This is a genomic window from Ensifer sp. VA4 (assembly GCF_055710065.1).
In genome coordinates, this window is record NZ_JBVQPO010000003.1 from 75,145 (window position 1) to 101,072 (window position 25,928).

The 25,928-nt window shown below is 60.4% G+C and carries 30 protein-coding genes; 16 read left to right on the forward strand and 14 right to left on the reverse strand.

Annotated features, from left to right (window positions below; genetic code table 11):
- Positions 1-9 precede the first annotated feature (9 nt).
- The 7 genes from nosZ to AC0C6X_RS05580 all read left to right on the forward strand — a co-directional run bounded on the left by nosZ (position 10) and on the right by AC0C6X_RS05580 (position 7,195).
- A complete protein-coding gene (nosZ, locus tag AC0C6X_RS05550; RefSeq protein WP_472952166.1) occupies positions 10-1,923 on the forward strand; it encodes a TAT-dependent nitrous-oxide reductase in 1,914 nt (637 codons plus the stop codon).
- Positions 1,923-3,290 carry a nitrous oxide reductase family maturation protein NosD gene (locus tag AC0C6X_RS05555; protein ID WP_472952329.1) on the forward strand — a complete coding sequence of 456 codons (1,368 nt, stop codon included), beginning with the start codon at positions 1,923-1,925 and terminating at the stop codon, positions 3,288-3,290. Before nosZ ends, AC0C6X_RS05555 begins: the two co-directional genes overlap by 1 nt.
- Positions 3,291-3,292: 2 nt before the next feature.
- A complete protein-coding gene (locus tag AC0C6X_RS05560; protein ID WP_472952167.1) occupies positions 3,293-4,210 on the forward strand; it encodes an ABC transporter ATP-binding protein in 918 nt (305 codons plus the stop codon).
- The gene (locus AC0C6X_RS05565; protein ID WP_472952168.1) at positions 4,210-5,037 is read left to right on the forward strand and encodes an ABC transporter permease; all 828 of its coding nucleotides are present in this window, start codon (positions 4,210-4,212) and stop codon (positions 5,035-5,037) included. The genes AC0C6X_RS05560 and AC0C6X_RS05565 overlap by 1 nt, the downstream gene beginning before the upstream one ends.
- Positions 5,034-5,582: a nitrous oxide reductase accessory protein NosL gene (locus AC0C6X_RS05570; protein ID WP_472952169.1), complete on the forward strand. Its 549-nt coding sequence runs from the start codon at positions 5,034-5,036 to the stop codon at positions 5,580-5,582. Before AC0C6X_RS05565 ends, AC0C6X_RS05570 begins: the two co-directional genes overlap by 4 nt.
- Entirely contained in the window at positions 5,575-6,573 is a 999-nt protein-coding gene (locus AC0C6X_RS05575; RefSeq protein ID WP_472952170.1) for an FAD:protein FMN transferase, read from the forward strand. The genes AC0C6X_RS05570 and AC0C6X_RS05575 overlap by 8 nt, the downstream gene beginning before the upstream one ends.
- Before the next feature lie 247 nt (positions 6,574-6,820).
- Entirely contained in the window at positions 6,821-7,195 is a 375-nt protein-coding gene (locus tag AC0C6X_RS05580; protein ID WP_472952171.1) for a VOC family protein, read from the forward strand.
- A 170-nt stretch (positions 7,196-7,365) separates the two neighbouring features.
- Here AC0C6X_RS05580 and AC0C6X_RS05585 read toward each other — a convergent pair whose 3' ends face one another.
- The 3 genes from AC0C6X_RS05585 to AC0C6X_RS05595 are packed head-to-tail and all read right to left on the reverse strand — an operon-like array spanning position 7,366 to position 10,270.
- Positions 7,366-8,643 carry an L-fuconate dehydratase gene (locus AC0C6X_RS05585; RefSeq protein ID WP_472952172.1) on the reverse strand — a complete coding sequence of 426 codons (1,278 nt, stop codon included), beginning with the start codon at positions 8,641-8,643 and terminating at the stop codon, positions 7,366-7,368.
- 21 nt (positions 8,644-8,664) lie between these two features.
- Positions 8,665-9,510 (reverse strand): fumarylacetoacetate hydrolase family protein, encoded by an 846-nt coding sequence (locus tag AC0C6X_RS05590; protein WP_472952173.1) that lies wholly within the window; start codon positions 9,508-9,510, stop codon positions 8,665-8,667.
- 25 nt (positions 9,511-9,535) lie between these two features.
- Positions 9,536-10,270 (reverse strand): SDR family oxidoreductase, encoded by a 735-nt coding sequence (locus AC0C6X_RS05595; protein ID WP_472952330.1) that lies wholly within the window; start codon positions 10,268-10,270, stop codon positions 9,536-9,538.
- Positions 10,271-10,698: 428 nt separating this feature from the next.
- On the opposite strand from AC0C6X_RS05595, the gene AC0C6X_RS05600 reads away from it, so the two are divergent.
- Both AC0C6X_RS05600 and AC0C6X_RS05605 read left to right on the forward strand, forming a co-directional pair.
- Complete coding sequence (locus tag AC0C6X_RS05600) at positions 10,699-11,487, forward strand: IclR family transcriptional regulator (RefSeq protein WP_173518476.1); 789 nt, start codon at positions 10,699-10,701, stop codon at positions 11,485-11,487.
- 77 nt (positions 11,488-11,564) lie between these two features.
- The gene (locus tag AC0C6X_RS05605) at positions 11,565-12,422 is read left to right on the forward strand and encodes an amidohydrolase family protein (protein ID WP_173518477.1); all 858 of its coding nucleotides are present in this window, start codon (positions 11,565-11,567) and stop codon (positions 12,420-12,422) included.
- 115 nt (positions 12,423-12,537) lie between these two features.
- Here the strand turns inward: AC0C6X_RS05605 and AC0C6X_RS05610 are convergent, their stop codons facing one another.
- From AC0C6X_RS05610 to AC0C6X_RS05635, 6 genes are all read right to left on the reverse strand, one after another.
- Positions 12,538-12,723: a hypothetical protein gene (locus AC0C6X_RS05610; RefSeq protein WP_472952174.1), complete on the reverse strand. Its 186-nt coding sequence runs from the start codon at positions 12,721-12,723 to the stop codon at positions 12,538-12,540.
- A gap of 127 nt (positions 12,724-12,850) precedes the next feature.
- Positions 12,851-13,162 (reverse strand): type II toxin-antitoxin system RelE/ParE family toxin, encoded by a 312-nt coding sequence (locus AC0C6X_RS05615; RefSeq protein WP_173518478.1) that lies wholly within the window; start codon positions 13,160-13,162, stop codon positions 12,851-12,853.
- Between the two features lie 3 nt (positions 13,163-13,165).
- Positions 13,166-13,432 (reverse strand): type II toxin-antitoxin system ParD family antitoxin, encoded by a 267-nt coding sequence (locus AC0C6X_RS05620; RefSeq protein WP_173518479.1) that lies wholly within the window; start codon positions 13,430-13,432, stop codon positions 13,166-13,168.
- A gap of 168 nt (positions 13,433-13,600) precedes the next feature.
- A complete protein-coding gene (locus tag AC0C6X_RS05625; protein WP_472952175.1) occupies positions 13,601-14,392 on the reverse strand; it encodes a GNAT family N-acetyltransferase in 792 nt (263 codons plus the stop codon).
- A gap of 350 nt (positions 14,393-14,742) precedes the next feature.
- Positions 14,743-15,060, reverse strand: a complete 318-nt coding sequence (locus AC0C6X_RS05630; protein ID WP_472952176.1) for a hypothetical protein — start codon at positions 15,058-15,060, stop codon at positions 14,743-14,745.
- A 22-nt stretch (positions 15,061-15,082) separates the two neighbouring features.
- On the reverse strand, positions 15,083-15,376 hold the full coding sequence (locus AC0C6X_RS05635) for a hypothetical protein (protein ID WP_472952177.1): 294 nt from the start codon (positions 15,374-15,376) through the stop codon (positions 15,083-15,085).
- Positions 15,377-15,707: 331 nt separating this feature from the next.
- Between AC0C6X_RS05635 and AC0C6X_RS05640 the strand changes: the two genes are divergently transcribed.
- Together AC0C6X_RS05640 and AC0C6X_RS05645 are read left to right on the forward strand one after the other, a co-directional pair.
- Positions 15,708-16,577: a DMT family transporter gene (locus tag AC0C6X_RS05640; protein ID WP_173518482.1), complete on the forward strand. Its 870-nt coding sequence runs from the start codon at positions 15,708-15,710 to the stop codon at positions 16,575-16,577.
- 251 nt (positions 16,578-16,828) lie between these two features.
- Positions 16,829-17,125, forward strand: coding sequence for a hypothetical protein (locus AC0C6X_RS05645; RefSeq protein ID WP_312033053.1), 297 nt, complete (start codon positions 16,829-16,831; stop codon positions 17,123-17,125).
- A gap of 24 nt (positions 17,126-17,149) precedes the next feature.
- Here the strand turns inward: AC0C6X_RS05645 and AC0C6X_RS05650 are convergent, their stop codons facing one another.
- Positions 17,150-17,644: an NUDIX hydrolase gene (locus AC0C6X_RS05650; RefSeq protein ID WP_472952178.1), complete on the reverse strand. Its 495-nt coding sequence runs from the start codon at positions 17,642-17,644 to the stop codon at positions 17,150-17,152.
- Between the two features lie 240 nt (positions 17,645-17,884).
- Between AC0C6X_RS05650 and AC0C6X_RS05655 the strand changes: the two genes are divergently transcribed.
- On the forward strand, positions 17,885-18,481 hold the full coding sequence (locus AC0C6X_RS05655) for a DJ-1/PfpI family protein (RefSeq protein WP_472952179.1): 597 nt from the start codon (positions 17,885-17,887) through the stop codon (positions 18,479-18,481).
- 23 nt (positions 18,482-18,504) lie between these two features.
- Positions 18,505-18,855, forward strand: coding sequence for a ribbon-helix-helix domain-containing protein (locus tag AC0C6X_RS05660; RefSeq protein ID WP_173518485.1), 351 nt, complete (start codon positions 18,505-18,507; stop codon positions 18,853-18,855).
- A gap of 232 nt (positions 18,856-19,087) precedes the next feature.
- On the opposite strand, the gene AC0C6X_RS05665 is transcribed toward AC0C6X_RS05660, so the two are convergent.
- The 3 genes from AC0C6X_RS05665 to AC0C6X_RS05675 form a co-directional block, all read right to left on the reverse strand.
- Complete coding sequence (locus AC0C6X_RS05665; RefSeq protein ID WP_472952180.1) at positions 19,088-19,513, reverse strand: plastocyanin/azurin family copper-binding protein; 426 nt, start codon at positions 19,511-19,513, stop codon at positions 19,088-19,090.
- Positions 19,514-19,839: 326 nt separating this feature from the next.
- Entirely contained in the window at positions 19,840-22,395 is a 2,556-nt protein-coding gene (locus AC0C6X_RS05670; RefSeq protein WP_472952181.1) for an SH3 domain-containing protein, read from the reverse strand.
- 441 nt (positions 22,396-22,836) lie between these two features.
- A complete protein-coding gene (locus tag AC0C6X_RS05675; protein ID WP_472952182.1) occupies positions 22,837-23,052 on the reverse strand; it encodes a hypothetical protein in 216 nt (71 codons plus the stop codon).
- 191 nt (positions 23,053-23,243) lie between these two features.
- On the opposite strand from AC0C6X_RS05675, the gene chrA reads away from it, so the two are divergent.
- Entirely contained in the window at positions 23,244-24,446 is a 1,203-nt protein-coding gene (gene chrA, locus AC0C6X_RS05680; RefSeq protein WP_472952332.1) for a chromate efflux transporter, read from the forward strand.
- 160 nt (positions 24,447-24,606) lie between these two features.
- Positions 24,607-24,828, forward strand: a complete 222-nt coding sequence (locus tag AC0C6X_RS05685; RefSeq protein WP_173518488.1) for a heavy-metal-associated domain-containing protein — start codon at positions 24,607-24,609, stop codon at positions 24,826-24,828.
- Between the two features lie 34 nt (positions 24,829-24,862).
- On the opposite strand, the gene AC0C6X_RS05690 is transcribed toward AC0C6X_RS05685, so the two are convergent.
- Positions 24,863-25,423 (reverse strand): c-type cytochrome, encoded by a 561-nt coding sequence (locus AC0C6X_RS05690; protein WP_173518489.1) that lies wholly within the window; start codon positions 25,421-25,423, stop codon positions 24,863-24,865.
- A 118-nt stretch (positions 25,424-25,541) separates the two neighbouring features.
- Between AC0C6X_RS05690 and AC0C6X_RS05695 the strand changes: the two genes are divergently transcribed.
- Positions 25,542-25,904: a hypothetical protein gene (locus AC0C6X_RS05695; RefSeq protein WP_472952183.1), complete on the forward strand. Its 363-nt coding sequence runs from the start codon at positions 25,542-25,544 to the stop codon at positions 25,902-25,904.
- The last annotated feature ends 24 nt before the right edge of the window (positions 25,905-25,928 follow it).

Genomic DNA, 25,928 nt, shown 5'->3' on the forward strand with positions numbered 1-25,928 from the left:
AGCGAAGACATGTCAGATCCCAATACCCCAACCGCCCTCAGCAGGCGCCAGCTTCTCGGCTCCACCGCCGCGGCAGCCGTTGCCGGCGCCGCAGCAGTCGGCGGCGCGGTTTCCATTTCCACCGTGACTGCAGCGCCGGCGCTTGCCGCCGGTGGCCAGTCCACCGAAGTGAAGCCCGGCGAACTCGATGAATACTACGTCTTCTTCTCCGGCGGCCACAGCGGCGAGGTCCGCATCCTCGGCCTGCCGTCGATGCGCGAGTTGATGCGAATTCCGGTTTTCAACCGCGACAGCGCGACCGGCTGGGGCCAGACGAACGAGAGCCGCAAGATTCTGACGGAGGGGCTGCTGCCGGAAACCAAGGAATATCTGAAGGACAAAGGCGGCATCTATCTCAACGGCGACCTGCACCACCCGCACCCGTCCTTCACGGAAGGCACCTATGACGGGCGCTACCTGTTCGCAAACGACAAGGCGAACACCCGCGTCTGCCGCATCCGCCTCGACGTGATGAAGTGCGACAAGATCATTCAGCTGCCCAACCAGCACACCGTTCACGGTCTGCGCGTGCAGAAATACCCACGTACCGGCTACGTCTTCGCCAATGGCGAAGACCGCGTGCCGATCCCGAACGACGGCTCGGTTCTCGACGACCACAAGCAGTATCACGCGATCTTCTCGGCGATCGACGGCGATACGATGAAGGTCGCATGGCAGGTCATGGTCGACGGCAACCTCGACAACGTCGACGCCGATTATCAGGGCAAATACGCCTTTGCCACCTGCTACAACTCCGAAGAGGGCGTGAACCTCGCGGAGATGATGGCGAAGGACCAGGACTGGATCGTCGTTTTCAACCTCAAGCGCATCGAGGAAGCGGTCGCGAAGGGCGACTTCAAGGAAATGGGCGGCGTTCCGGTTCTGGACGGCCGCAAGGGTTCCCCCTACACCCGCTATATCCCGGTTTCCAACGGCCCGCACGGCATGAATACGGCGCCGGACGGCATTCATATCGTCGCCAACGGCAAGCTGTCGCCAACCGTCACCGTCATGGACGTGCGTCTGTTCGACGACCTGTTCGACGACAAGATCAAGCCGCGTGACACGGTCGTCGCGGAACCGGAACTCGGGCTCGGACCGCTGCACACCGCCTATGACGGCCGGGGCAATTGCTACACGACGCTCTTCATCGACAGCCAGATCTGCAAGTGGAACCTTGAGGATGCAAGGCGCGCCTACAAGGGGGAAAAGGTCAATCCGATCCGCCAGAAGCTCGATGTGCAGTATCAGCCCGGTCACAACCACACGTCAATGGGGCAAACGAAGGAAGCCGATGGCAAGTGGCTGATTTCTCTGAATAAGTTCTCGAAGGACCGCTACCTGAACGTCGGCCCGCTGAAGCCCGAAAACGATCAGCTCATCGATATCTCAGGCGATGAAATGGTGCTGGTTCACGACAACCCGACCTTTGCCGAGCCACATGACGCGACGATCGTTCACAACTCGAAGATCAACCCGGTCAGCGTCTGGAGCCGTGACGACAGCTTCTTTGCCGATGCGGTCGCCCAGGCAAAGGCCGACAACATCGACCTGCTCGTCGATTCCGAGGTGATCCGCGACGGCAACAAGGTTCGCGTCTACATGACGTCCGCCGCGCCTGCCTTCGGGCTCGAGAGCTTCACAGTGAAGCAGGGCGACGAGGTAACCGTCTACGTCACCAATATCGACGAGGTGGAAGACCTCACGCACGGCTTCTCGATCATCAACTACGGCATCAACATGGAAGTCGCGCCGCAGGCGACGGCCTCTGTGACCTTTACCGCCGATAAGCCCGGCGTGTGGTGGTACTATTGCTCCTGGTTCTGCCACGCCATGCACATGGAGATGAAGGGCCGGATGTTCGTGGAGCCGAAGAAGGCATGATGCGTCTCCACGAGACGGCAATGCTCGGGATGGTGGCGGCAATGGCCGCCATCCCGGCAACGGCTGAGGCGGAAACGATCCGCCTCTCGCCTGCCGCCGTATCGTCCCTCCAGCGAGCGATTGATGCTGCCAAGCCCGGCGATGAACTGGTGCTGGAGAGCGGAGAGTTTTACGGCCCGATCACGATCGCAACACCTGTGACGCTCAGCGGCGAGCCCGGCGCTGCAATCACAGGCAACGGCAAGGGTAGCGTCGTCACCATCACCGCCGAAGACGTGGTCTTCAGCGGCATTACCGTCTCGGGATCGGGCAGCTCTCTCGAAGACATGAATTCGGGCGTGTTCGTTGCGCAAACCGCCAAGCGGGCAATCGTCGAGAAGAGCAGGATCGAGGGCAATCTCTACGGTATCTACCTGCACGGCGCCGAGAACTCCATTGCCCGTGACAACGTCATCATCGGCACGGGCGAAGGCCGGTTGAGCGAAACCGGAAACGGCGTGACGCTGTGGAATGCGCCGGGCGCACGGGTGACCGGAAACGATATCAGCTTCGGGCGCGATGGCATCGCCACCAATGCCAGCAAGCGCAACGTCTTCAGCGGCAATCGCTTCAGCAACCTGCGTTTTGCTATCCATTACATGTATACCAACGACAGCGAGATCAGCGACAATATCTCCACCGGCAACTCGGTCGGCTATGCCATCATGTTCTCCAGCCGGCTGAAAATCACCGGCAACATCTCCGACGGCGACCGCGACCACGGTTTGCTTCTGAACTATGCCAACAGTTCAACCATCACCGGCAATATCGTCAAAGGACGCCTGCAGCCGGTCTCGCGCTGGGACGAGCGCGGCGTCCGATCTCAGGAGCACGGCATGCCGGCAGCCGACGGCGATGCCGTCGAAGACCGGACGGGCATGCGCCCCGGTCCGGACAAGTGCGTCTTCATCTACAACGCCAACAAGAATCGCCTGCGGGACAACCTGTTCGAGGGCTGCGCGATCGGTATCCATTTCACCGCCGGTTCTGAGAGCAACAAACTGAGCGGCAACGCCTTCGTCGGCAACCGCAACCAGGTGAAGTATGTCGGCGCCCGCTATCTCGACTGGTCCGAGGACGGACGTGGCAATTATTGGAGCGACAACCCGGCCTTCGATCTTGATGGCGACGGCATCTCCGACAACGCCTACCGGCCCAACGATCTGATCGATCGGGTGCTCTGGACGGCACCGCAGGCGCGCGTGCTGACCAGCAGCCCTGCCGTTCAGGTCGTGCGTTGGGCCCAGGCGCGGTTTCCCGCACTTCTGCCCGGCGGCGTCACCGACAACCATCCGTTGATGGCGATGCCACCACGAAAGGAACAATGACCATGCCCTCTACCGTTAGCGTCAAAGGGGTTTCGAAAAGATACGGCGGCAAGGTAGATGCCCTGCGTGCGCTTTCCTTCACCCTCGACGAAGGCGAGACCGTTGCGCTCGTCGGCCACAATGGCGCCGGTAAGACGACGCTGATCAAGCTGCTGCTCGGGCTCATCCGACCGACATCCGGTGAGGTGCGTGTCCTCGGCGAAGATCCGGCAAAGGGCGATTTCGCCGTCCGCCGGGCGCTTGGCTATCTTCCGGAAAGCGTATCCTTCCATATGGCGCTGACGGGGCGCGAAACGCTCTCCTTCTACGCGCGCCTGAAACGGGTGGATATCCGATGCGCAGACGAACTCTTCGAGCGTGTCGGGCTCGCGATCAGCGCCGCCGACCGCCCCATCCGCACCTATTCCAAGGGCATGCGGCAAAGGCTTGGCCTTGCGCAGGCGCTGTTGGGCGCACCAAAGGCACTGTTCCTCGACGAGCCGACGAGCGGTCTCGATCCGGCGCTGCGGCGCAATTTCTATAGCCTCATCGATGAGTTGCGCTCAGGAGGAACGACGATCCTCCTGTCCTCGCATGCTCTTGGGGAACTTGAGGATCGCGCCGGACGAGTGATCATCTTCAATCGCGGCTCGCAGATCGCGGATGGAACGATCGACGACCTCAGGCGGATCGCCAGCCTGCCGTCCCGGATCCGGGTCCGACCGATCTCCGGCGAAACGCCCGGCCTTCTCAAAGAGCCCGGCGTTCGATGGACGGAAGCAGGCGACGGCAGCCTGGAGGCCGAAGTGGCCCATTCTGAAAGACTTCCTTTGTTGCACCGCCTCAGCAATGCGGCCTCCGGGATCGACACGCTGACGATGATAGAGCCAACACTCGACGACCTCTACGCGCATTTCCTGAACAGCCAGGAGGCGGCGTAATGCGCAACATCCTGATTATCGCGACCAAGGAAGTTCGCGAGGGCATGCGCAATCGTTGGGTGCTTGCGACGACACTGGTCCTCGCCGCCCTTGCGCTGACCCTGACCTTCCTTGGAAGTGCGCCCACCGGCAATGTCGGCGCAAGCCGCCTCGACGTGGTGATCGTCAGTCTTTCGAGCCTCACGATCTTCCTGGTGCCACTGATCGCCCTTCTGATCTCGCACGATGCCATCGTCGGCGAAATCGAACGCGGCACCATGCTGCTGCTGCTCGGCTATCCCATTGGACGCGGCCAGATCGTGTTCGGCAAATTCCTCGGCCATATCGCCATACTGTGCTTCGCAACCATTTGCGGCTATGGCGCCGCCGCCATTGCGCTGGCCTTGATGGGCGGGGCAACGGACGTACAAAGCTGGCTCGCTTTCGTTTCCATGACCGGATCGTCCGTCCTGCTGGGCGCTGTCTTCGTCGCAATCGGATATTTCGTGAGTGCGAGTGCTGGCGAGCGCAGCACTGCGGGCGGCATCGCCATCGGCCTCTGGCTTTTCTTCGTGCTGATCTACGACATGGCGCTGCTCGGTGGCCTCGTGGCAGCGCAAGGCCGTTCACTGCCGAATGGCCTGCTCGACCTCTTACTGCTTGCCAATCCGACCGATGCCTATCGCCTTCTCAATCTCGGCAGTGGCGGCGCCGCCGCGCTCTCCGGCATGGGCGGTGTCGCGAAGAACTCGATCCTCACCGGCGAGGTCCTGCTTGCAGCACTCTGCGTCTGGACAGCCGCGCCGCTCGCTCTTGCCACCCTGCTTTTCTCCAGGAGGGACATTTGAAACCCGTCCGCTTCGCCCTCATCGTCGCAGCATCGCTGGTGCTCATTGCCTGCGAAAACAAGGAGCAGGCCGAGATGCCTGCACCCTATACCCTCACCCAGGATGCCATGGGCCGCTATTGTGGCATGAACGTCCTGGAACACGCCGGCCCCAAAGGCCAGATCATCCTTGAGAAGATACCGGAAGCGATATGGTTCTCGTCGGCGCGCGACACCGTCGCCTTCACCATGTTGCCGGACGAGCCCAAGGAAATCGCCGCCATCTATGTATCCGACATGGGCAAGGCGCCGAGATGGGAAGAACCCGGCGCCGATAACTGGGTCGACGCGCGCAAGGCGGTTTTTGTCATCGACAGCCGGCTTCGCGGTGGCATGGGCGCTGAAGAAGCGGTTCCTTTCTCCTCAGAGGAAGCTGCAAAGGCCTTCATTGCCAAGAATGGCGGGCGCATCGTCCGTTTCACCGATCTTCCCGAAAGCTACATCCTGGGCACGGGTGAAGAGAGCGACGACAATGCCGCAGCATCCGGAGAACACGACCATGGATAAGCCCGTCGGCCGCCGGCGTTTCATCACGATCATGGCCGCTTTCGCCGGCTTGCCGCTGCTGCAGGGAAAAGCGTGGGCGGCGCTGCCGGCAGAGCCCGTCATCTGGCACGGTCGGGCTCTGGGTGCGCCCGCCACACTGGTTCTCAATCATGAAGACCGAGCGCAGGCCCAGGCGCTGATCACCCGGGTGGTGGCAGAGGTTCGGCGCCTGGAGGAGATCTTCAGCCTTTACCGCGAGGACTCGGCCCTTTGCCAATTGAATCGCTTTGGCGTCCTTGCGGCCCCGCCGACCGAGCTTGTGGAACTCCTCGAGATATCCCGACGTTTTCACGATCTCACCGCCGGCCGCTTCGAGCCCGCGATACAGCCACTTTGGACGATTTACGCCCGGCACTTCGCGAAACCTGATGCCGATCCTGCCGGACCATCACATAGCGAGGTGTGCGAGGCACTGGCCTTGGCCGATTTTGCGCAGGTGCGCATCGACCGCAATCGCATCGCTTTCTCCCGACGCGGCATGGCGTTGACACTTAACGGCATCGCCCAGGGCTACGTCACCGATCGCGTGGTCGGTCTGTTGCGTGAGGCCGGCGTTACCAGCAGCCTCGTCGACATGGGCGAGAACCGCGCAATCGGCTCAAGGGCCGATGGGCAAGCTTGGCGCATCGGACTTGCCGAGTTTGAGGATGCGAATGATGTTGACGCGACTCTGGATATTACCGACCGCGCGGTCGCGACGTCCTCGGGGCGAGGGTTCCAATTCGACGCCGAAGCCCGTTTCAGCCACATTCTCGACCCGCGAAGCGGCGCCACCGCTCAGCGCTATGCGCGGGTTTCGGTCGTTGCGCCGGAGGCTTCGACCGCTGATGCCCTTTCGACGGCGTTTTCGCTGATGGCGCCCGATGAGATCGATGCAGTGGCAAAGCAGCAGGCCTCGGTCGATGCACATCTCAAAGCCGCTGATGCCGCCTCACCGACGGTCGGGAACTGACTGGAGCGAAGTCTCGTGCCGGAGCCCCACCTGATAGAGGATATCCGGCGCTTATCCGCCAACGATCGGCAGCTTGAATGGCCGGTCGTCGACCTGCGGCCTTGAGCTCTCCGCTCCGTTCCTTGCCATTGATCGCTGAGACATGCCATTTAGGTCCTATGCAGATCGGCCGGGAAGGACCGATTTGCCGCACAAGCAGCACTGCGGACCTCTCCGTCCGGCAGGCTCTCACATGTCAGGAGAACCCATGTTTGACCACGTCAAATTCGGCGTCAGGGACTTTGCAGTGAGCAAGGCCTTCTACCTTAGGGCACTCGAGCCGCTCGGTGTGTCTATCATTGCGGAAGGCGAACCTTCCTACGGTGTCGAGCTCAGTGCAAAGGGCAAGGCTTCGTTGTGCCTGCACCAGACCGAGGAGAAGCCGGCCCATCTTCACATCGCTTTCGCGGCCGACAGCCGGCAGCAAGTCGACGCCTTTTATCGCGCGGCTCTGGAAGCGGGTGGCAAGGACAACGGTGCGCCTGGTCTGCGGCCGCGCTACCACGCGAACTACTATGCGGCTTTCGTGCTTTGTCCGGACGGGCACAACATCGAAGCGGTTTGCCACGAACCCGAGGCCTGACGGAGGCGGTCGAAGGTCACTGCAGGTGCCAGGCCCTCCGTCGACGCGAAGGGCCGTCTGATCTACTGAACCGCAGTGCTTCCATAGACGAGGTTGGAAGCCACAGCGAGAGCTGCGGAAACATACTGGGCATGACGCGAAGGACCATCGTCATCGCGAGAACTCTTCTATCACCCGCGGAATGTGTAGTCCGCGATCGATTGCGGCTTCATCTCGATCGAGAAGCCGGGCCGTTGCGGCGGCATATAGGCCGCGTTCTCGATCACGCATGGATCGACGAAGTGTTCGTGGAGATGGTCGACATACTCGATGACGCGGCCTTCCTTCGTGCCGGAGACGGCAACGTAATCGATCATCGACAGATGCTGGACATATTCGCAGAGCCCAACTCCGCCGGCATGCGGCCAGACCGGCAGACCGTATTTGGCGGCGACCAGCAGTACCGCCAGAACCTCGTTCAACCCACCCATGCGGCAGGAGTCGATCTGGACGATATCGATCGCACCCTCGGCGATGAATTGCTTGAACATGATGCGGTTCTGGCACATCTCGCCGGTCGCGACCTTCACCGGACCGATCGCCTCGCGGATCTTACGATGACCGGCGACGTCGTCGGGGCTTGTCGGCTCCTCGATGAAGAACGGCTTGGCGAAGGCAAGCTGTTTCACCCAATCGATCGCCTCACCGACCTCCCAGACCTGGTTGGCATCGATCATCAGATAGCGGTCCGGGCCGATCACTTCGCGTGCGATCGTCAGCCGGCGGATATCGTCCGCAAGATCACGGCCGACCTTCATCTTGATATGGTTGAAACCCTGGTCGATTGCTTCCTGGGCGGACCGCCTGAGCTTGTCGTCACCATAACCAAGCCAGCCCGCCGAGGTCGTGTAGCAGGCGTAGCCTTCGCTCTCGAGCGTCGCGATGCGCTCAGCCTTGCCGGGCTCGGCCTTCTTGAGGATCCCGATCGCCTCGTCGCGGGTCAGCACATCGGTCATGTAGCGATAGTCGACGATATCGGCGATCTCTTCCGGCGACATGTCGGAAACCAGGCGCCAAACGGGCTTGCCAGCCTCCTTGGCAAGCAGGTCCCAGACGGCGTTGACCACCGCCCCGGTCGCGAGATGGATCGCCCCCTTTTCAGGACCGATCCAGCGCAACTGGCTGTCGCTCGTGAGGTGCCGCCAGAAGCGGCCCGGATTGGCGAGGATCTGCGCCGTGTCCTGGCCGACGATCAGGTGCTGCATAGCCTTGATTGCCATGCAGCAGATGTCGTTGCCCCGCCCGATCGTAAAGGTGAGACCATGGCCCGCAACGCCTTCCTTGTCGGTATCGAGGATGACATAGGCCGCGGAATAGTCCGGGTCCGGGTTCATCGCATCGGATCCGTCGAGGCCCTGCGAGGTTGGAAAGCGCAGGTCGAAGACACGCAGATTGGTGATGCGGGTCATTCTTGCTCCATTCGGTAGAACTTAATCGTCCGCGCGTACGGACTGCTTCTGGCTGCCGAGGCCCTCGATGCCGAGCTCGACGACATCACCGGCCTTGAGGTAGCGCGGCGGCTTCATGCCCATGCCGACGCCGGGCGGCGTGCCGGTCGAGATGATGTCGCCGGGCTGCAGCGACATGAACTGCGACAGGTAGGAGACCAGATAGGCGACGCCATAGACCATCGTCTTGGACGAGCCGTTCTGCATCGTCTCGCCGTTGACCCTCAGCCACATCGGCAGGTTCTGGGGATCGGGAACCTCGTCCTTGGTCACCAACCAGGGGCCGGTCGGACCGAAGGTGTCGCAGGACTTGCCCTTGGTCCATTGACCCTGGCGCTCGACCTGGAAGGCGCGTTCGGACACATCATGTACGATGCAGTAGCCGGCGACATAGTCGAGCGCTTCGGCTTCGCTCACGTATTTCGCCGTTCGACCGATGACGACGCCGAGTTCCACTTCCCAGTCGGTCTTGGTCGAACCGCGCGGGATCAGGAGATCGTCATCGGGCCCGACGATGGCCGACGTGGCCTTCATGAAGATGATCGGCTCCGAGGGAACCGTGGCGCCGGTCTCGGCGGCATGGTCGGAATAGTTGAGGCCGATGCAGATGAACTTGCCGGTGCCGGCAACACACGGGCCGAGCCGCTGCTTGCCGTCGACAACGGGCAGGCCGGCAAGATCGAGCGCCTTGAGTTCAGCAAGTTTATCCGGGTCAAGCGCCGCGCCGGAGAGATCGGCGATGTGGCCAGAGAGATCACGCAAGGTGCCGCTGGCATCGAGGATGCCCGGTTTTTCCTGACCCGGAAGGCCGTAACGAAGAAGTTTCATGTGTCTGCTTCCTGCTTGTGTGTTGTCAAATGGTCCAGCCGCCATCGATGGCATAGGCTTGGCCGGTCGTATAGGTCGCCCCAGCGAGATGAGCCGCAAGATCTGCAATTTCCTCGGGCGTGCCGAGGCGTCCCATCGGCTGGCGGGCGATGAAGGCAGCGCGCGCCGTCTCATAATCGCCCTGCGCCCGCATGCGATCCTGGAGCGACGGGCTCTCGACGGTACCGGGGCAAATGGCGTTGCAGCGAATGCCCTGAGAGACGTAATCGGCGGCGACGGCCTTGGTGAGGCCGATGACGGCTGCCTTGGTGACGCCGTAGGCGAAGCGGTTCGGTACGCCCTTGATGCTGGATGCAACCGAGGCCATGTTGATGATCGCGCCGTCCTTGCGCGCAAGCATGCCCGGAAGCACCGCACGGATGGTGCGAATCATCGCCTTGACGTTGAGGTCGAAAGCGAATTCGAGATCGGCATCCTTCATCTCCAGGATCGAGCCGGCATGCACGAAGCCGGCGCAGTTGAAGAGGACGTCGACAGGGCCGATCTCAGCGACGAGGGCATCGACCGCCTGCGTATCGAGCACGTCCAACCGATGCGGCTTGACATCCGCTTCCTTGGCGAGCGCGGCAAGCGCATCGGTGTTGATATCGGTCGCGTGCACCTTCGCGCCGGCCTTTGCAAAGGCCAAAGCCGACGCGCGGCCGATGCCTTGAGCTGCAGCCGTAATCAGGACGACCTTGCCTTGAAGATCCGCTGTCATTTCCGATCCCTCATGCTTTTTGCGTTCGACGACCAGGATATGGTCGGCGGCAAGGACGGCCTCGCCACGCTGGTTGATAGCTTCGCACCGTTCCACGACGCGCCCCGCCTTCGGTCGCTTCGGATCGTCCTCCTTGGCGGATATCGCCACGCGGGTGCGGATCGTATCGCCGATATGAACAGGACGCACGAAACGCAGACGATCATAGCCGTAGGAAAAGACAACCGGATTGATCAGCGATGCCGTGAGACCGACGCCGATCGGCCCACTCCTCCCTGGTTCACGCCCGCATTCCGCCGCGATGTTCTTAGTGGTGAGAACCCAATTCATATACAAACAACAAGCTTGTCCATCGTCAAGGGGAACTTTCCTTTGTCGGCACCTTTGTCTGCGTATATGGATATGAATATTCACCAAGGAGGGATCTTATGGACACCGAAGAGTCTGACCGCTATCGCGCGCCCGCCCTCGACAAGGGGCTCGACATTCTCGAGCTGCTGGCCAGCGTAGACGGCGGCCTCACACAGGCAGAGATTTCCAAGCGCCTGAACCGCAGCCCCAACGAGTTTTACCGGATGCTCGACCGGCTGGTGCGGCGCGGCTACGTCACCCGCATCGACGGCGACCGCTATTCCCTGACCTTGAAACTGTTCGGGCTTTCGCAACTGCATGCGCCGGTGCGCAGGCTCGCGTCCTATGCAACGCCGCTGATGCGGGATCTGGCGCAGCGCTCCAGGCAGGCGAACCACCTCGCCGTCTTCGACCGCGGCTCGGCCGTGGTGATTGCCCAGCAGGAGGCGCCTGATTACTGGGGCATCTCGATCCGGGTCGGCTCGCACATGAGCCTGTTCGACACCGGCTCCGGCCATATCCTGCTTGCCTTCCGCTCGACCGAAGAGCGCGAGATGATGATCGCCGAACACGCCAAGAGCAAAGACGAGGTCCCACGCGGACCGGAGTTCTACGCACGCCTCGATCAGATTCGCGAACGCGGCTACGAGATGATGGCAAGCGCGCAGACGGCGGGCGTCTATAACCTGTCGGCGCCGATCCTGGGCCCCGATGGCCGCGGCATCGCCGCACTGACAGTACCCTATATCGCTCTGGTCAATGCGCCTTCGGCTCCCGACATCACCGAAACGATCGCCTTGCTCCTGAAGGCCGCCGAACAATTGTCGACGCTTGCCGGTTCGGACGTGGTTCCGGCAGCCGATTGACGGCGACAGCCGACGGCTCTAATTCTTATTTGAATAGCTAATTCTTATGTAAGAGTTCTATCCGGAGGAGAAGCGCCTTGATCATCGACACCCATCTTCACCTCATCGACAGGTCGAAGCTCACCTATCCCTGGCTCTCCGGCGTGCCGGCGCTCGACCACGACTTCCTTTACGCGACCTATGAGCGCGAGGCGCGGCGGCTGGGCATCGAGGCAAGCCTGCACATGGAGGTCGATGTCGACCCTTCGGAAATCGAGAAGGAAACGACAGAAATCGAACGGCTCGCGCGAGAGCCGGAAAGTCTGCTCAAGGGCGCCATTGCCGCCTGCCGGCCCGAAGACGATGGGTTCGCGGCCTATCTCGAGCGGCAGGAGGCAAACGAATTCGTCAAGGGCTTCCGCCGGGTGCTGCACGTCATGCCGGATAACCTGTCCGAAGTGTCGCGCTTTCGCGATAACATCCGCAGGCTCGGCGGGCGCCGCTTCACCTTCGACCTCTGCGTCTTGCCGCACCAGATCCCAAAGGCCATCGCACTCGTCGATCTGGCGCCCGACGTTCAATTCATCCTCGACCATTGCGGCGTTCCCGACATTCGCGCCGGCGCCGAGCATCCCTGGCGCGATCAGATGAGCGAGATTGCGCGACGACCAAATGTCACGGCGAAGATCTCGGGCGTCGTCGCTTATGCGGACGAGGCTTGGCAGGTCGAGACGCTGCGCCCCTATGTCGAACATACGATCCGCGTCTTCGGTTGGGATCGGGTGGTGTGGGGAAGCGACTGGCCGGTCTGCACGCTCGGTGGCAACCTTTCAACCTGGGTCGGTGCGACCCACGCTCTCCTCGAAGGCTGCAGCGCGGATGAGAAACGCAAGCTGCTCGCCGGCAATGCACGCCGGATCTGGAGGCTCGCTGAGACCAATTCCAAGAAAGTGTGAACGGTTTCCGTCCGGAATTGCGCGGACGAAATTGACCACGGCAGATCATGGCAAGCTGCATCCAGGACTACATCATGGCGACCGACCTCGGTCGCATCACGCACAATCTGCAAGCCTATTTCATGGAGACGATCGCGTCCAGTTCGAACGCGCGATCGTTGGGTTTTCCCAGGCCGTCGACTGCATGCCCGCCGGCGTTTTCCCAGGCCGTCGACTGCATGCCCGCCGGCGAAGATCCGAATCTCATCGCGCTTGCTTGGAGCAGGATGCAAACATACCTGTGGTCGGTCTCGTCCTTCACAACTTCCTCGACCAGACCCGCCCGCGCGACATTCTCCTGCTTGGAGCTGCCGCCATCACAATCCTCCTCGTTTGGGGCTGACAGGAGGAAGTAGCTCGGGCGGGTGCGGCTCGGCGCAAGCAGAGGTCTATAACCGTTCCTCCAGCAGATCCTGCGTTATGTCCTGCCCGCGGTGAAAAACGCCAAGGATCACGACATCGCGGCCATGCACAACAAAGGCCACGCTGACGCTGCGTCGGTAACCGATGATCCGCAAACCCGGAATTCGCCCTTCGCGTACGGATCCCCGCTCCGGGAACGTCTCCAGATTCTCGATGAACGTGATAACCCCGTCGACGAAGTTGCCTGCGGTCAGGCTGCCTGCCACCAAGGCAATGTCGGCATAGAGTTTGTCGAGTTCGGCTTCGGCCTTGGGATGGTAGACAATGCGATAGTCCATGCCCTACTTGGCTGCCGCCGTATGAGCTTTGCGTTTTGCCTCAAAGCGGGCACGCACCGTCGACGCCGACACAGCCTGCGACGGGTCGGACAGGACTTCCTGGTAGCGGGTCGGAAGCTCTTCATTCAGCCACCGCTCACGGGCTTCTTCGTAGTCCTCAAGCATACGCAGGCCCGCTCGGACAACCTCGCTGGCGTTGTTGTAACGGCCAGATTCGAGCTGCTTGCGGACAAATTCCTCGTAGTGGGTGCCAAGTGCGACATTCGGCATGGGCTTCACCTTTCGTTGCCATCATTGTGGGGCATTCCCCGCTTTATGGCAATAGATGTCAGACTTTGCTGACCTGATGGACGGGAGTCGAAAATCGCATAAGATAGGCTATGGAGCTAAGTTATTGATATTGTTCTCATAATCGTGATCATGTTAAATTGCGCATTTTTACCCGGATAAAGTACGCCATTTCGATATCGGCACGTTGGTGGACGCCAAATCAAACCGTTTGGCAATCCGGGTACCGTATTTGTCCGTACCAAACCCGAAGGCGTTGGCTTCGTCGGAGTCAAACAAGTTTCCGAATATGACCTGCCTGTCGAGTAGGACCTGAACATAATGGTCGCCACTGCCCTTGGAGCTAATGACCTCGTCATGGCAGATCTCGGAAAGCAGGATCTGTGCCCCTTCTACGAGGCAAGGAATTTCAACCCGCTTGTAAGGGCTACCGCCGTACCATCCGCTTTCACCGAAGAAATTCACGGTGACGGTCGTGTCCGGGTGCCGGGGAAGCGGCAGAGGATGACGAAGGACCAGGTAGAACTCCTCTTCATATTTCTCCGCCGGGGCAAACCCAAACTTGGACCAGAACGCCAGCGATACATCGGAAATGCACTGGACATGGAGCATACAGACTTGGTTCGCGCGGGCCTGCTGCAGAACGTATCTCATGATCGCCGTACCAATGCCCTGCCCGCGAAAATCGGGGTGAACCTCGGTGATGCCCGGCGAAATAAAGCGCCCGAAGTGAACCGCTACGGCTGCGCCGCCAACGCGGACGACCTCGAGCTCTCGCCTCTCGAACGCCCCGCGTATCTGTTTCCAGTTACACCAGAACCCCTTGCCGAGGTTCCCGGAATACGGATCGGCTGCACGGCGGGCCTGATAGGCTTCGTCCTCGGACTGCAGCCACTTGGCGATAAAATCCAAGTCATTCTGCTCTGCTATTGCAAAGTCCATCTCGCGCCCTGACTTCAGACATTCTTTTGACTGCTAAGGGACTGAAGATGCCTGGCGGTTTTCGCGCGAAGGCGTAGCCCAGCTTCCAAGGCGTGCTCCGTCCGCGCCGACAGGTCGTGCTGCATTTTGCGGATTTGATTGGGACTATACCCACGATGGAGCAAAAGTGCGGTCAGGTAGAGTTCGATCGCGTGGATTGCCGACAATCTGAACGGGGCCCGAGTAAGCGGCTTGCCGGGTCGGCCGAGTTGAAGGAGCAGTGTTGCCGCCTTGCGATATTCTTCCGCCAGCTCGTGAAGCTGCCGTGGGGAAGCGAACTCTCCCGGGTATTTCCGTTCTTCGATTACCATCTAGGCAATATAAAATACTACCGGAAGATTTCGTAAAGGGGACACGATTGTATTCACTGACGCAACCGGCTGAGGGCCACATGCTCGACGGGTACGGCCACGGCGGTAGACATTCGGCGCTTGCGCGTAGCGTTGGGGGAAATTCACGGTGATCGTGCGGGTGCTGTAGTTTGCGGCATCGGTCACCGTGCCGACTTGGGTAAGCTTGTCACCTAAGTCAACGCAACCAGAGCCATTCCAGCTCTTCTTCTGGGCGCCACACGCAGCAATAGCGGCCAGCTTGGCATTGATGGCGCTCAGATCGGTGGTGGTCGCCACGCAGCTCGAGCCCTTCCAAAGCTTACCGGTTGCAGGCAAGCATATGGTTGACGGCCGCCACGCTTGCTTCAATGCACCCGTGAGCGTCTTTGCCGGAGGCGGCGGGCGCACAGACTTTGCCCTTGTTACCGCATATCGCAATCTGATCGACGCGGGTACTGATGCCCTGAGCCTTGCTGTCCACAGTGGAAATCTTGCTGGAGAGGGCGCTCCACGTCATCTGCGTGTCCAACGTGCTGCCTGCGGTACGTTCCTGCGCCGGGGCGGCGCTTGCGATGATGAAGGCAGCGATCAGGGCGAGGGCGGCGTCTTTCACATGGGGAGCTTTCCTTGGGTTTTGTCTTATAGGGGACGGCACTAGCTGCCCCTGCTGCCATCCGATAGCGGCGCCTCGGTGTTACGGTTCGCCGATGAAGACCGGCTTGATGAAGCCCAGCTAGAATTGCAAGAAACCGGCCTCGGCAAATGGGAGACGCCGTTAGAAGGGCACAGAGCTCGACGGGTACCATTTCGCCATGACGCTTAGCCTGAACCGATGGGTGGGAAGGGTTGGCAGGTGGCGGCTGAGAAGCGACCATCGTTTGCTTCGAGCGCCTGCGAAACGACTATGCTAATCAAGTGGCGAACGATTCTGAGTTTAGAGTGTGATGAGTCTGAAGACCCGCGGCTATCTGTTTGCCTTCCTCGCCATCTGCATCTTCGCGGGCCAGGACGCGATAACCAAATATCTGGGGGATCGTTATCCGGCGCTCTTCATAACGATGATCCGCTTCTGGGCGTTCGCGCTCTTCGTATTTGCTTTTGCCGCGTCGTCGCCGAAAGGCATTCGGGGATCCATTCAAACGCGACATCCCTGGCTGCAGCTTGTCCGCGGCCTTCTGCTGGTCGCGGAGATCGTCGTCATCGTTTTTTCCTATGTTCACGCCGGGCTCGCCATGAGCCAGTCGATCTTTCAGGCCACACCACTGATCATCACCATCCTATCGATACCTCTTCTCGGGGAGGTGGTCGGATGGCGGCGCGGAACTGCGGTGTTGGTTGGTCTGGTCGGCGTTCTGGTGATCATCAATCCGGTGGACGTTCACTTCGACATCTCTCTTCTGCTGCCGCTTGTCGCCTCCGTGCTGTTCGCGCTTTACAGCATCGCCACGCGCGCAGTCAGCCGGGAGGATTCCGCTGTAACGAGCCTTTTTTATGCGGGCGTCGTCGGAGCACTGGCGATCTCGCTGATCGGTCCGTTCTACTGGACCGAAGTCGTCCCCTCCGACTGGTTCGCGTTGGCAGCACTTTGCGTCTGCGGCACTCTCAGCCACTACTTCCTCATCCGGGCCTACGGGCTGCTGCCTGCGGCGGAAGTTCAGCCGGTCACCTATTTTCAGTTGGTTCTCAACGTGATGTTTGCCGTCCTGTTGTTTGGCGAAACGATCACGTACAACATGCTCGTCGGCGCCCTCATCGTGGTAGGTGCGGGCCTTTTCACGATCTGGCGCGAACACCAATTGGCAAAGCGGTCATAGGCTGACCCTACTCCCGAAACGCGCCCTGTTTGCGATCCCAGTCGGACGCGAGGTCCGGGAGTCACAGCCACGCCAACACTTTAAGCGCCAGGCGGCGGAACTATTTCCACCTTCCCGTGTTGTCGGAACAGCGCGAGCCGATACCAAAGGCGTCGCTGCGGATGGAGTATGCGATGAAGTGGCTTCTCCCAGTTCTGTGTATCGCGGCAGGGCCTGCCTACGCGCAGAGCCCCTCCCTCGAGTCGACTTGCATGGCTGTCGCCAAGAACTTCTTCATGGTCGAGGCACTCAATGTCGGGGTGGTGCAATCGTTTCCCGAGATTGAGCCGCCGGGCGCTCGCTTCAAATATTCCGAAAGAGCCGACACCAAGAAGGCAGATATGACGGACACCTTTGATTGCCAGTTCGACAACGCGAACGCGCCGAAGCGGATCCTGCGCTTCTGCGTTTCACGCATTTGCTACGCTGCCGATGAGGACGATCCCGAGCGCAAGAGACGATTTCAGGAGATGCAGATTCTCCTGCAAAGAGCGAACGCAGCAAAGTGAATTCCGTGCCTCAGGCTGGTAGACCTACCAGGCCTCGCGTTCCAACCCGACAGGCAGCCCGTTTTCTGCAGCGACCAGCATCAGCTCGCGAAGCTTTGGATGAAAGATTTCCCGGACCGCAGTTTCAAAGGGCGCCCACAGCAGTCTCCGGCTTTGCTTCTCTGGGAAGTCCGAAATAGTTTCGTGGACTTCGAGCAGGTGCACGCTGAGGTGGTAGCTCAGGTCGATACTATCCTTTGTGTAAAGGAACGAGCCAACGGCACCAATCGATACCATGCCTCGAACACCGGCCTCTTCCATCGCTTCGCGCGCCGCGGCGGCGCGCGACGTCTCTCCTGCCTCTATGCGGCCTTTTGGGATTCCCCAGCGGCCATTACGCCGACTCGCAACAAGCAGTACCTCCGGAAAGCTATCTGCAGAAGCTCGAAAACAAATCGCGCCCGCTTGCTGGACGCAGGTCATTGAGCGCGCAGCATTTGGTGACAACGCTTCGCATACGGGCGAGAATTGCTCGGACATATTTCTCGGTTCCGACGGATTGTAACCAGAAGTTTGCCTTCGTTTATGACAGATTTGCGACGGCCCGTCTCGCAAGGTGCGATTGAAAATGACCCCACGGCGCGTTCCTGTGCGCGAGTTTCCACCACGAAGCTGATCGCCAGCGACGAACCTCCTCGGAATTATCGTTGTAGTATTCCGTTAGTACCTGCTGGCACGCCTGCTCTGCTAAGCTCCTTTCGTCGGTTTTGGGAGGAACATATGACAGCTTCGAAAGTACTGATGATCACCGGTGACTTCACCGAGGATTATGAAACGATGGTTCCGTTTCAAACACTGCTGGCCTGCGGCTACACCGTTCATGCCGCCTGCCCCGGCAAGAAGGCCGGAGATACGGTCGCGACCGCGATCCATGATTTCGAAGGCGACCAGACCTATTCGGAAAAGCGAGGCCACAACTTCACGCTCAACGCCACCTTCTCCAACATTCGCGCCGAGGACTACGATGCGCTTGTCATCCCCGGCGGCCGCGCGCCGGAGTATCTGCGCCTCAACCCCGATGTCATAAAGGCCGTCCAGCATTTCTTCGAGGCCGGAAAGCCGGTGGCAGCCATCTGCCACGGGGCCCAGCTTCTCGCCGCAGCCGGCGTACTGGAGGGGCGCACATGCTCGGCCTATCCCGCTTGCCGTCCGGAAGTCGAACTCGCCGGCGGCATCTATGCCGATATCGCAATCGATGATGCGGTCTCAGACGGCAACCTCGTCACCGCACCGGCATGGCCGGCGCACCCGTCGTGGCTGCGGCAGTTCATGACTGTGCTGGACGCTTCGGCCCTGCTACAAACAGACGCCGCCTGAGGACGCGGCAAGGGAGGGTCGCGATGTGCGAGTTGTTCATCAAGGCGGACGCAAGGCTCTGGGAAAGTACGACCCGTTCGCTACGCATCGATGGCATGGTGACAAGCGTTCGGCTGGAGAATTTCTTCTGGTCGAAGCTCGAGGAGATCGCACACCGCGATCGCATGAACGTCACGCAGTTGATAACCAAGCTGCATCACGAGTCCATTGATGCCGGTCACGATCTGGGGAACTTTACCTCGTTCCTGAGGGTCTGCTGCGCGCGCTACCTCGATCTTCAACTGACCGGAGACATTCCGACGGATGTCAGCCAACCGATCGCCGGGCTGAACGCTCCGGCGATCCTCGTCCGCGAGCAGGAAAAATACCACTGAGCCAGCGGCCCGCGACGCGCGAAAGCTGGCGAACACCACCGCGCATTCGGCTGGTGCGCGATTAGAAGCGACTGACCAGCGTTCCCGCTGGGAATGCGAGGTTGCGGCAGCCACGAGTGTATCGCTGTATGCGGTGGCTTTTGCGACCTTTGCCTAGATCGGAGGAGACGACGACTTGCCCGCGCCGCGGTGACCGCCGGCGCAATCGGCCACCGCCGCGGCAGACCCGAAGCTACTTCGTAACTGTAAGCATCGTGTGCATGCCCGCCTCGAAGTGGCCCTTGATGTTGCAGAGTAGTACATAGGAGCCTGGCGTGAGCTTGGCCTTCATCTGGCCATCGGCACCTGGTTTCAAATCAGACACTTCGCCAAGGCTCTTCAACTGCTTTTCGTTGACACGATGCTTGGCCGCGACGACATCGATCTTCTGGTCGGGCGACTTCAGCTTGATCAGCACCATCTCGTGTTCTTCTGTCATTGCGTCGTTGTGAACCATAAAGGTCGTCTCGCCGGCCTTGATGGTCGATTGATCCAGTGTGAGGGTCATCGGTCCGCCGGCCTCGCCGCTCTCGACAACGTTGACGGTCGTCGCGGCAAATGCAGGCGACGTCATGCAGATGAAAGTAAGTACTGCTAGGTTGTTTCGGGTGAACCGCATTTTTTAGTTTCCCTTTTGCTGACGTTATTGGCGAAGTTCGCCATATCGAGAGACCGATTGGCCTTGCTGCCGGCGGGCTTTTCCCTGTGTCAGCAAAGTATCGCGCGCTCAGCCCCGCCTATCCGCGGGAACCAACTCCGCAAAGCCGTGCGGTCGCGAAGCCTTTCTAGGCGACGCACCCTGTCCATTAACTGTCCTGCGGCCTGCTTTATTGCGCCGCCAAGTTTTTGAGGAACAGGATCGACCCGCTGTCGCTTGGTCGCAAGCCACCCCATCGGCGCTTCTTCCAAGGGGTCGAAAGCGCTTGTGGCCAATCAATCGCGTGTCTACCGCCGGCCGCCACCACCACGCCCGCCGCCGCCACGGAAGGCTGCTCCACCGCCCCGACTGCCGCCACCATGATAGCCACCGCGGCTTCCGCCCTGGAAGCCGCCGCCGCGATAGCCGCCGCCACCGTCGAAGCTTTGGAAGTTGCGGCCAGACTCCTGATAGAGCCGCCCATAGTTGCGGCTCAGTTCATTCTGGTTGCCGAACTGTCGTCCGGCCCGGTCGAAGGAAAGATGATCCGGCGCCCGCTGACGAACCTGCTGACTGCGGCGTGGTGCCGGCCGCGTCTCCACCCTGTTCTGAATACGTTGCGTGGCTTCTGGCCTGCTGGACGCCGCACCCTGACCGACATTCCTGAGGCTCTCTCCTTCCGGGCGCTGAACGGGCTGCCAGCCATCCGGCGTGTGCTTCTGCCACTGCCCGTCCTGGCGGCGATAGACGCTGCCGTCACGGCCGGCATAGACGTCACCGCCTTTGCTGCCGACGATAAAGCCTTTGTTGCCTTCCGTATTGCGCCAGCGCAGACCGCCGGCACTGCCCGTCGTTCCGCCGCTGATGCGTGCGAATTCTCCACCGTGTTTGACGGCAATGCTGCCCCAGGAACCGTAGACATTCTGCCCGCCCCGCGCCACCATCGCGTTGCCGGTGCGTGGATTGTAGGCGGAGATGAAGCCTCTTTCGCCGGCCGGTCCTGCCACCGCGCCGCCGCGGAACCGGGTCCCTGTGACGGGATTATAGGCCGCACCGAATACCAGGCCTCTCTCGGGACCATAGGCGTAGCCATAGCGGCCAAAGGTGCCGTAGGCAGGATTATATGAGGCGCCAAAGCCGTAGCTGATCGGAGGCGGATAGTAGGGCCAATCGTCGTCGTAATAGTCCCAGTAGGGCGGATAGTACCATCCCGAACCCCAGACGACGGTATCCCAGGCGAGATAGGTATAGAGATAGCCGAGGGTGTAGCCGTACCAGACAGCATCGGGTTCGGTGTCGTAAACCCGAACATAGGTGGCGTTATAGACCGGAGACGATGATGGGATCGTGTAGATCTCATCGGCTACGGCACGCGCAACGGCGAAGGGGCCGGTCGGCGTATCGCCCACGAACCAGATGCCATCCTTGAGGACGAAATACTTGTCCGCCACCTTGATGACCTGCTCGTTCGCGTTGACGGCATAAAACAGGGACGTGCCTTCAATCGGCTCGAACTTCGGCTCGCCATTATAGTGCACGTCCACCTTCAACGATCCATCGGTGGAAACCCGTGCAAGCTTCGGGATGCTCGCCCTCAGACGCGCCATCGCGCTTTCGGACGTGCCGGGTATCGATGCGCGTACGGCGGAATATGGGGCGCCGTCGGGTAGATTCAGGAAATCTTCCGGCAGATCGGGCGTGGCAAAACGCCAGGGTCCTTCGAGCGAAGCGGATGAAAACCACCGTCCGGAAAGAAGGGTGTACCAGTTCTTGCTGGCCCGATGGAAAAAGACCGAACTGGTCGTATTGGAAACCCAATCGAGCCCTGTACCGGCTATCGGTTCCAGGGCCGGCTTTCCTTCAAATATCAAAAGTTCAGCCGGCTTCTCCGAATAGAAGACCTTCGGTACCTCGTTCTCGTTGAAGCGCGTTGGCGGCAGGGAGGCCTTTACGCCTTTCCAGTTCTCGATGTCCGGCAGCTTTGAAAACAGGTCCGGAACCGTTTCGGTCTCGGTCCAACCGGTCTCCAATGTCTTCGAGGTGAGCCAGCTCTTGTCGCTTCGGACATAGTAGTCGCCCGACTGTTCCACTTTGAACAGGTCCCAGTTCGTATTGACCACGAACGACAGGCCCTCGACGCCCTTGACCGGAGCCGTCACGGCCTTGCCGTCCGTCTGCAACAGGATCGCTGGCGTTTCACTGACGAAGATCGGTGGCGGATCAGCCTTGATATCTGGAACATCTGCAAGCCGCTCGAAATCCGCAAGGCTTGCTGCCAGACGTTGCTGCGACACCACGATCGGGTCGGTAGGAATGAGCTTGCCGATATCGAGTGCCAGATCGGCAAGCTGCTGACGATCCAGTGCGGAGAAATCGAGCCGCGTGGTTCGAACATCGGTCAGCGTGACGTTTTCGGATGCATCGTCGGCGACAGTTTTGGCCGAAAGCCCGATGATCCCATAGACCGGTTTCGCATCGGCGGACGATTTGAGTTCGGTGGCGACGAGCGCCTCGAGTTCCTTGAAATCCTTCCACGACGTTATCTGCGGCTGGAAGAGAGTGATCGTCGCGCCCTTGTCGGTGTTGAACACCCTTGGCCAGGCCGGCGCGGTGGCATCGGACTGGTTGAGATATTTGCCCGCGACGAACCCATTTGCGCCGGAATAGCTCACGGCACACCAGGAAGCCTCCGCATCACACTCCTTGATATCGACTTCCTCGCCCTGAGGGATAACGCGCATCGCGTCAAATCCGGTGCCCGGCCCCACCCGGAAATTCACATTTGCCGTCAGGACGGCGGGATCCGCAAAGGCAGAGGTCGAGACGAACGACGCGATCGTCAGATACGCAAGAATTCTACGCATGATCACAATCCCTCAGTCTAAGATGTTCGAAATCCCTGTGCGCTGGAAGTGTCCCCGGAACGGCTCGCTGCGACGAGCGCTCTCGCAGCCGATTAAAGTCGTTTAATTTCAACATCATTGCACATTCGATGACGAGTGCAACCGGCAACGCCGCCAACTTCTAATTAAACCGGGCGATGCCGCGCTTGATCCTTACGTGTTCGGCCACCTCGCCGACGGAATTCTCCATATCGTTCTCAATGCAGCCGACGGCGATGTTTCGGCCGAAAAGGCGAAAGCCGTCGAGACGATCCTGGACAGGCAATGAAGACGTCATAGCTGTCACAGTCACATGCCTGTCACCGAAGCCAGCAATATCTCGGTTCCAATTTGACAAGGATCGAGGACTTGATGCTGGGCGGACACTACCGTGCGCGTATCATTGGTGGCACCGGTCGAGTTCTAGCCGGACCGCCATGCTGCCTCGTTCTTCTGTTCGTAGTCGCTGAACGCCTTCTTGAGACCACCCAGGACCTCGGCCGCCGTTTCGAACATAGCCTTCAACTGCGGCTCGTCGACCTTCCCGATATCTTCGCGCAGATGATCCATGGTGTCCTGCAGGCGCATTTGCATCCTTTGCGTATGATGACGAAGCTCGCGATCGCTTTCACTGGCCATCAGAGGCTCTCCTTCGGTTTCGGCCTCAATCGACCGCCATCATTTGGCGGAATATATCCTAACCCATTGCCTCTGCTGTTGGTTCCGGTATCGAGGCAGAGAAGTGATGCCATGAAGACACCTGGCTCGCGGCATCGGAATTGGTCAACGAGATGACCCAGGAGTTGTTGGTGAAGTCATCGGCGAAAGCAATGCAGGAACAGGTAACTGGGGCCCATCAAGGCACTCCGGCTGAAGTCTTCGCGGCATTTTTGAAACTCGGTCTGACATCGTTCGGTGGACCGATCGCTCATCTCGGTTACTTCCGAGACGAACTGGTCGTGCGCCGGAAGTGGATCGATGAAGCCGGCTATGCCGATCTCGTCGCGCTTTGTCAGTTTCTGCCCGGTCCCGCCTCAAGCCAGGTCGGTTTTGCTCTGGGACTCCTGCGCGGTGGCCCGCTGGGCGCACTCGCCGCCTGGGCCGCATTCACGCTGCCGTCTGCCCTCCTGCTGATCATATTCGCAATGGCGGCGACGGCCTTCGACGGTCCGATCGGAACGGGCCTGCTGCACGGGCTGAAGATCGTTGCCGTAGCGGTCGTTGCGCAGGCTGTGTGGGGCATGGCGAAGAGCCTCACTCCGGATCGCGAGCGTGCCAGTATCGCCCTTGCTGCCGTATTGATCGTCGTGTTTGCGGCGGGCGCGATCGGGCAAATCGCAGCGATCACGTTTGGCGCCCTCGCCGGGTTCCTGCTGTGCCGCAACGGCCCGGTCGCGGGATCCACACATCTGACGTTCCGCGTCACGCGCCCCGTCGGCATCATCTGTCTCGCGGCCTTCTTCGTTCTGCTTGGCGTCCTGCCGATCGTTGCAGCCGTTTCCCATAGTTGGGCGCTATTCGACGCCTTCTATCGATCAGGTTCTCTCGTCTTTGGCGGCGGACACGTGGTCTTGCCGTTGCTCCAGGCCGAAGTGGTCGCTCCCGGTTGGGTTTCGAATGATGCCTTCCTCGCCGGTTATGGCGCGGCGCAGGCAGTACCGGGTCCCCTCTTCACCTTCGCCGCCTATCTCGGTGCGGTCATGGGACCGGCACCGATTAGCATCCTCGGTGCGGGCATCTGCCTCGTTGCGATTTTCCTGCCCGGGTTTCTGCTGCTCGTCGGCGCTCTGCCCTTCTGGGACAGTTTTCGTAAACGGCCCCTTGCTCAGGCTGCAATGCGCGGCGCGAACGCGGCCGTGGTCGGCATTTTGGGAGCGGCACTTTACAGTCCGGTCTGGACCAGCGCCGTATCGAATCCCAACGACTTCGCGCTCGCCCTGACGGCATTCATCCTGCTCGTCGTATGGAAAGCGCCGCCATGGATTGTGGTCGTGGCCAGCGCGATAGGCGGAGCGTCGCTCCAGCTTCTCTGAGTTCGTCGGAAGCGGCCGTGGGCATACTGTCCTGGCGTGGGGAGAATCGTGTCAGTTTCATCTCCTGGAGGAAAGAGAAAACTGTTTGCGGCTTTGCTCTTGACCTTGCCACCGTTGGAAGCCCCACATTCACACCGGTCAAATCGAACGGAGTTTCCAAATGCACCATCTCAACATCCCCGACATGACCTGTGGGCACTGCGCCGGAGCGGTCGAGAAAGCAGTCAAGTCGGTCGACCCCAACGCCAAGGTCGCTGTAGATCTCGATGCGAAGACCGCATCGATCGACTCGGAGATCCCCTCCGATGCCTTCGTTGCCGCGATCGCAGAAGCCGGCTATCAGGCCTCCTTCAAGAAATCCTGCTGCAGCCACGTCGGATGATCCTGGTTTTGCGACGCCCGCCTGCTGCCGTTGACTAGTTGTCTTTCGTGCGGAACTTGGCGTGGCAGGACGTGCAAACCTGCAGCATCAGGTGGAAAGCGTGCTCGGCGGGCATGGACATCGGGTCGGGCATTGCCGAGTTTCTCTTGGCGAGTGGCCCGCCCATCCGCGCATCGACACCCTTCATCCGCATGTCAGGCGCAAGAACATCAGGATTGCGGTCTGCCGCAACTGAAAGCACCTCGGCGTAAGCGCCAAGTTCGGTCGCCAGCTTGTCGAATGTCGGTCGCTCTGCCTCGATATTGGCGCTGGCCTTGGAGCCCTCGGCGACGACGGGCGCCTCGAACAGTTTCGACAGGCGTTTCCCCGAATACGCCCTGATGGTTTCGGCGGCCGATTTGAACGCCTTCGCATCGTAAGGGGACGTGCCTTTGAATACGGCGTCGATGCTCTTGGCGGCAGCCGCCACCGCCTTCATATCCCGCTGCCTCTCACGAACGACGTCATCGCCAGGCTGTGCGGTCGCAGCCGAGACCGACAAGACCGCAACCACAGCAAGAATGAGGCCGGACGATTTAACCGCATTCAAACACATTCGGGTGCCATCCTTTCATCGAGCGCCGTGCCATTGTCGCCTCTTGATCAAGGTCAAGGCGAAGCCGGCGAGCATCGCGCATTGTGGGTGAATACAACATGAGGTGTCGGACGAAAACATGATCGCCGCCAGCCAGACCGTCCGGAAACATGCAAGAGGATTGCTTGCCGCCTTGGTCGCCATCCTGTTTCTGGTCGCGCCGATTGCCGAGGCAGCCCCCATCGCATGCGAGCCACACGTTGCCGGCAGCGAACATGTCATTTCCTCACAGGGGAAAGCCGATCTCCGTGGCAAGACCGAAACAGGCGATCATAAAGCATGCTGCAAACGCATCTGCAGCCTGTGCAACACGCTTTTCCCGGCCCCTACCTTCGGTGCAATCACCCTGAAGTCGGGCGGGCACCGGGACCTCGCCCCCCAACCGCCCATCGACGGCATCATCTCCCGGCCGCCCATCGGCCCTCCTCGACCCACCGGATGAGCAGGCCAGCCGCCGTTGGGCGGT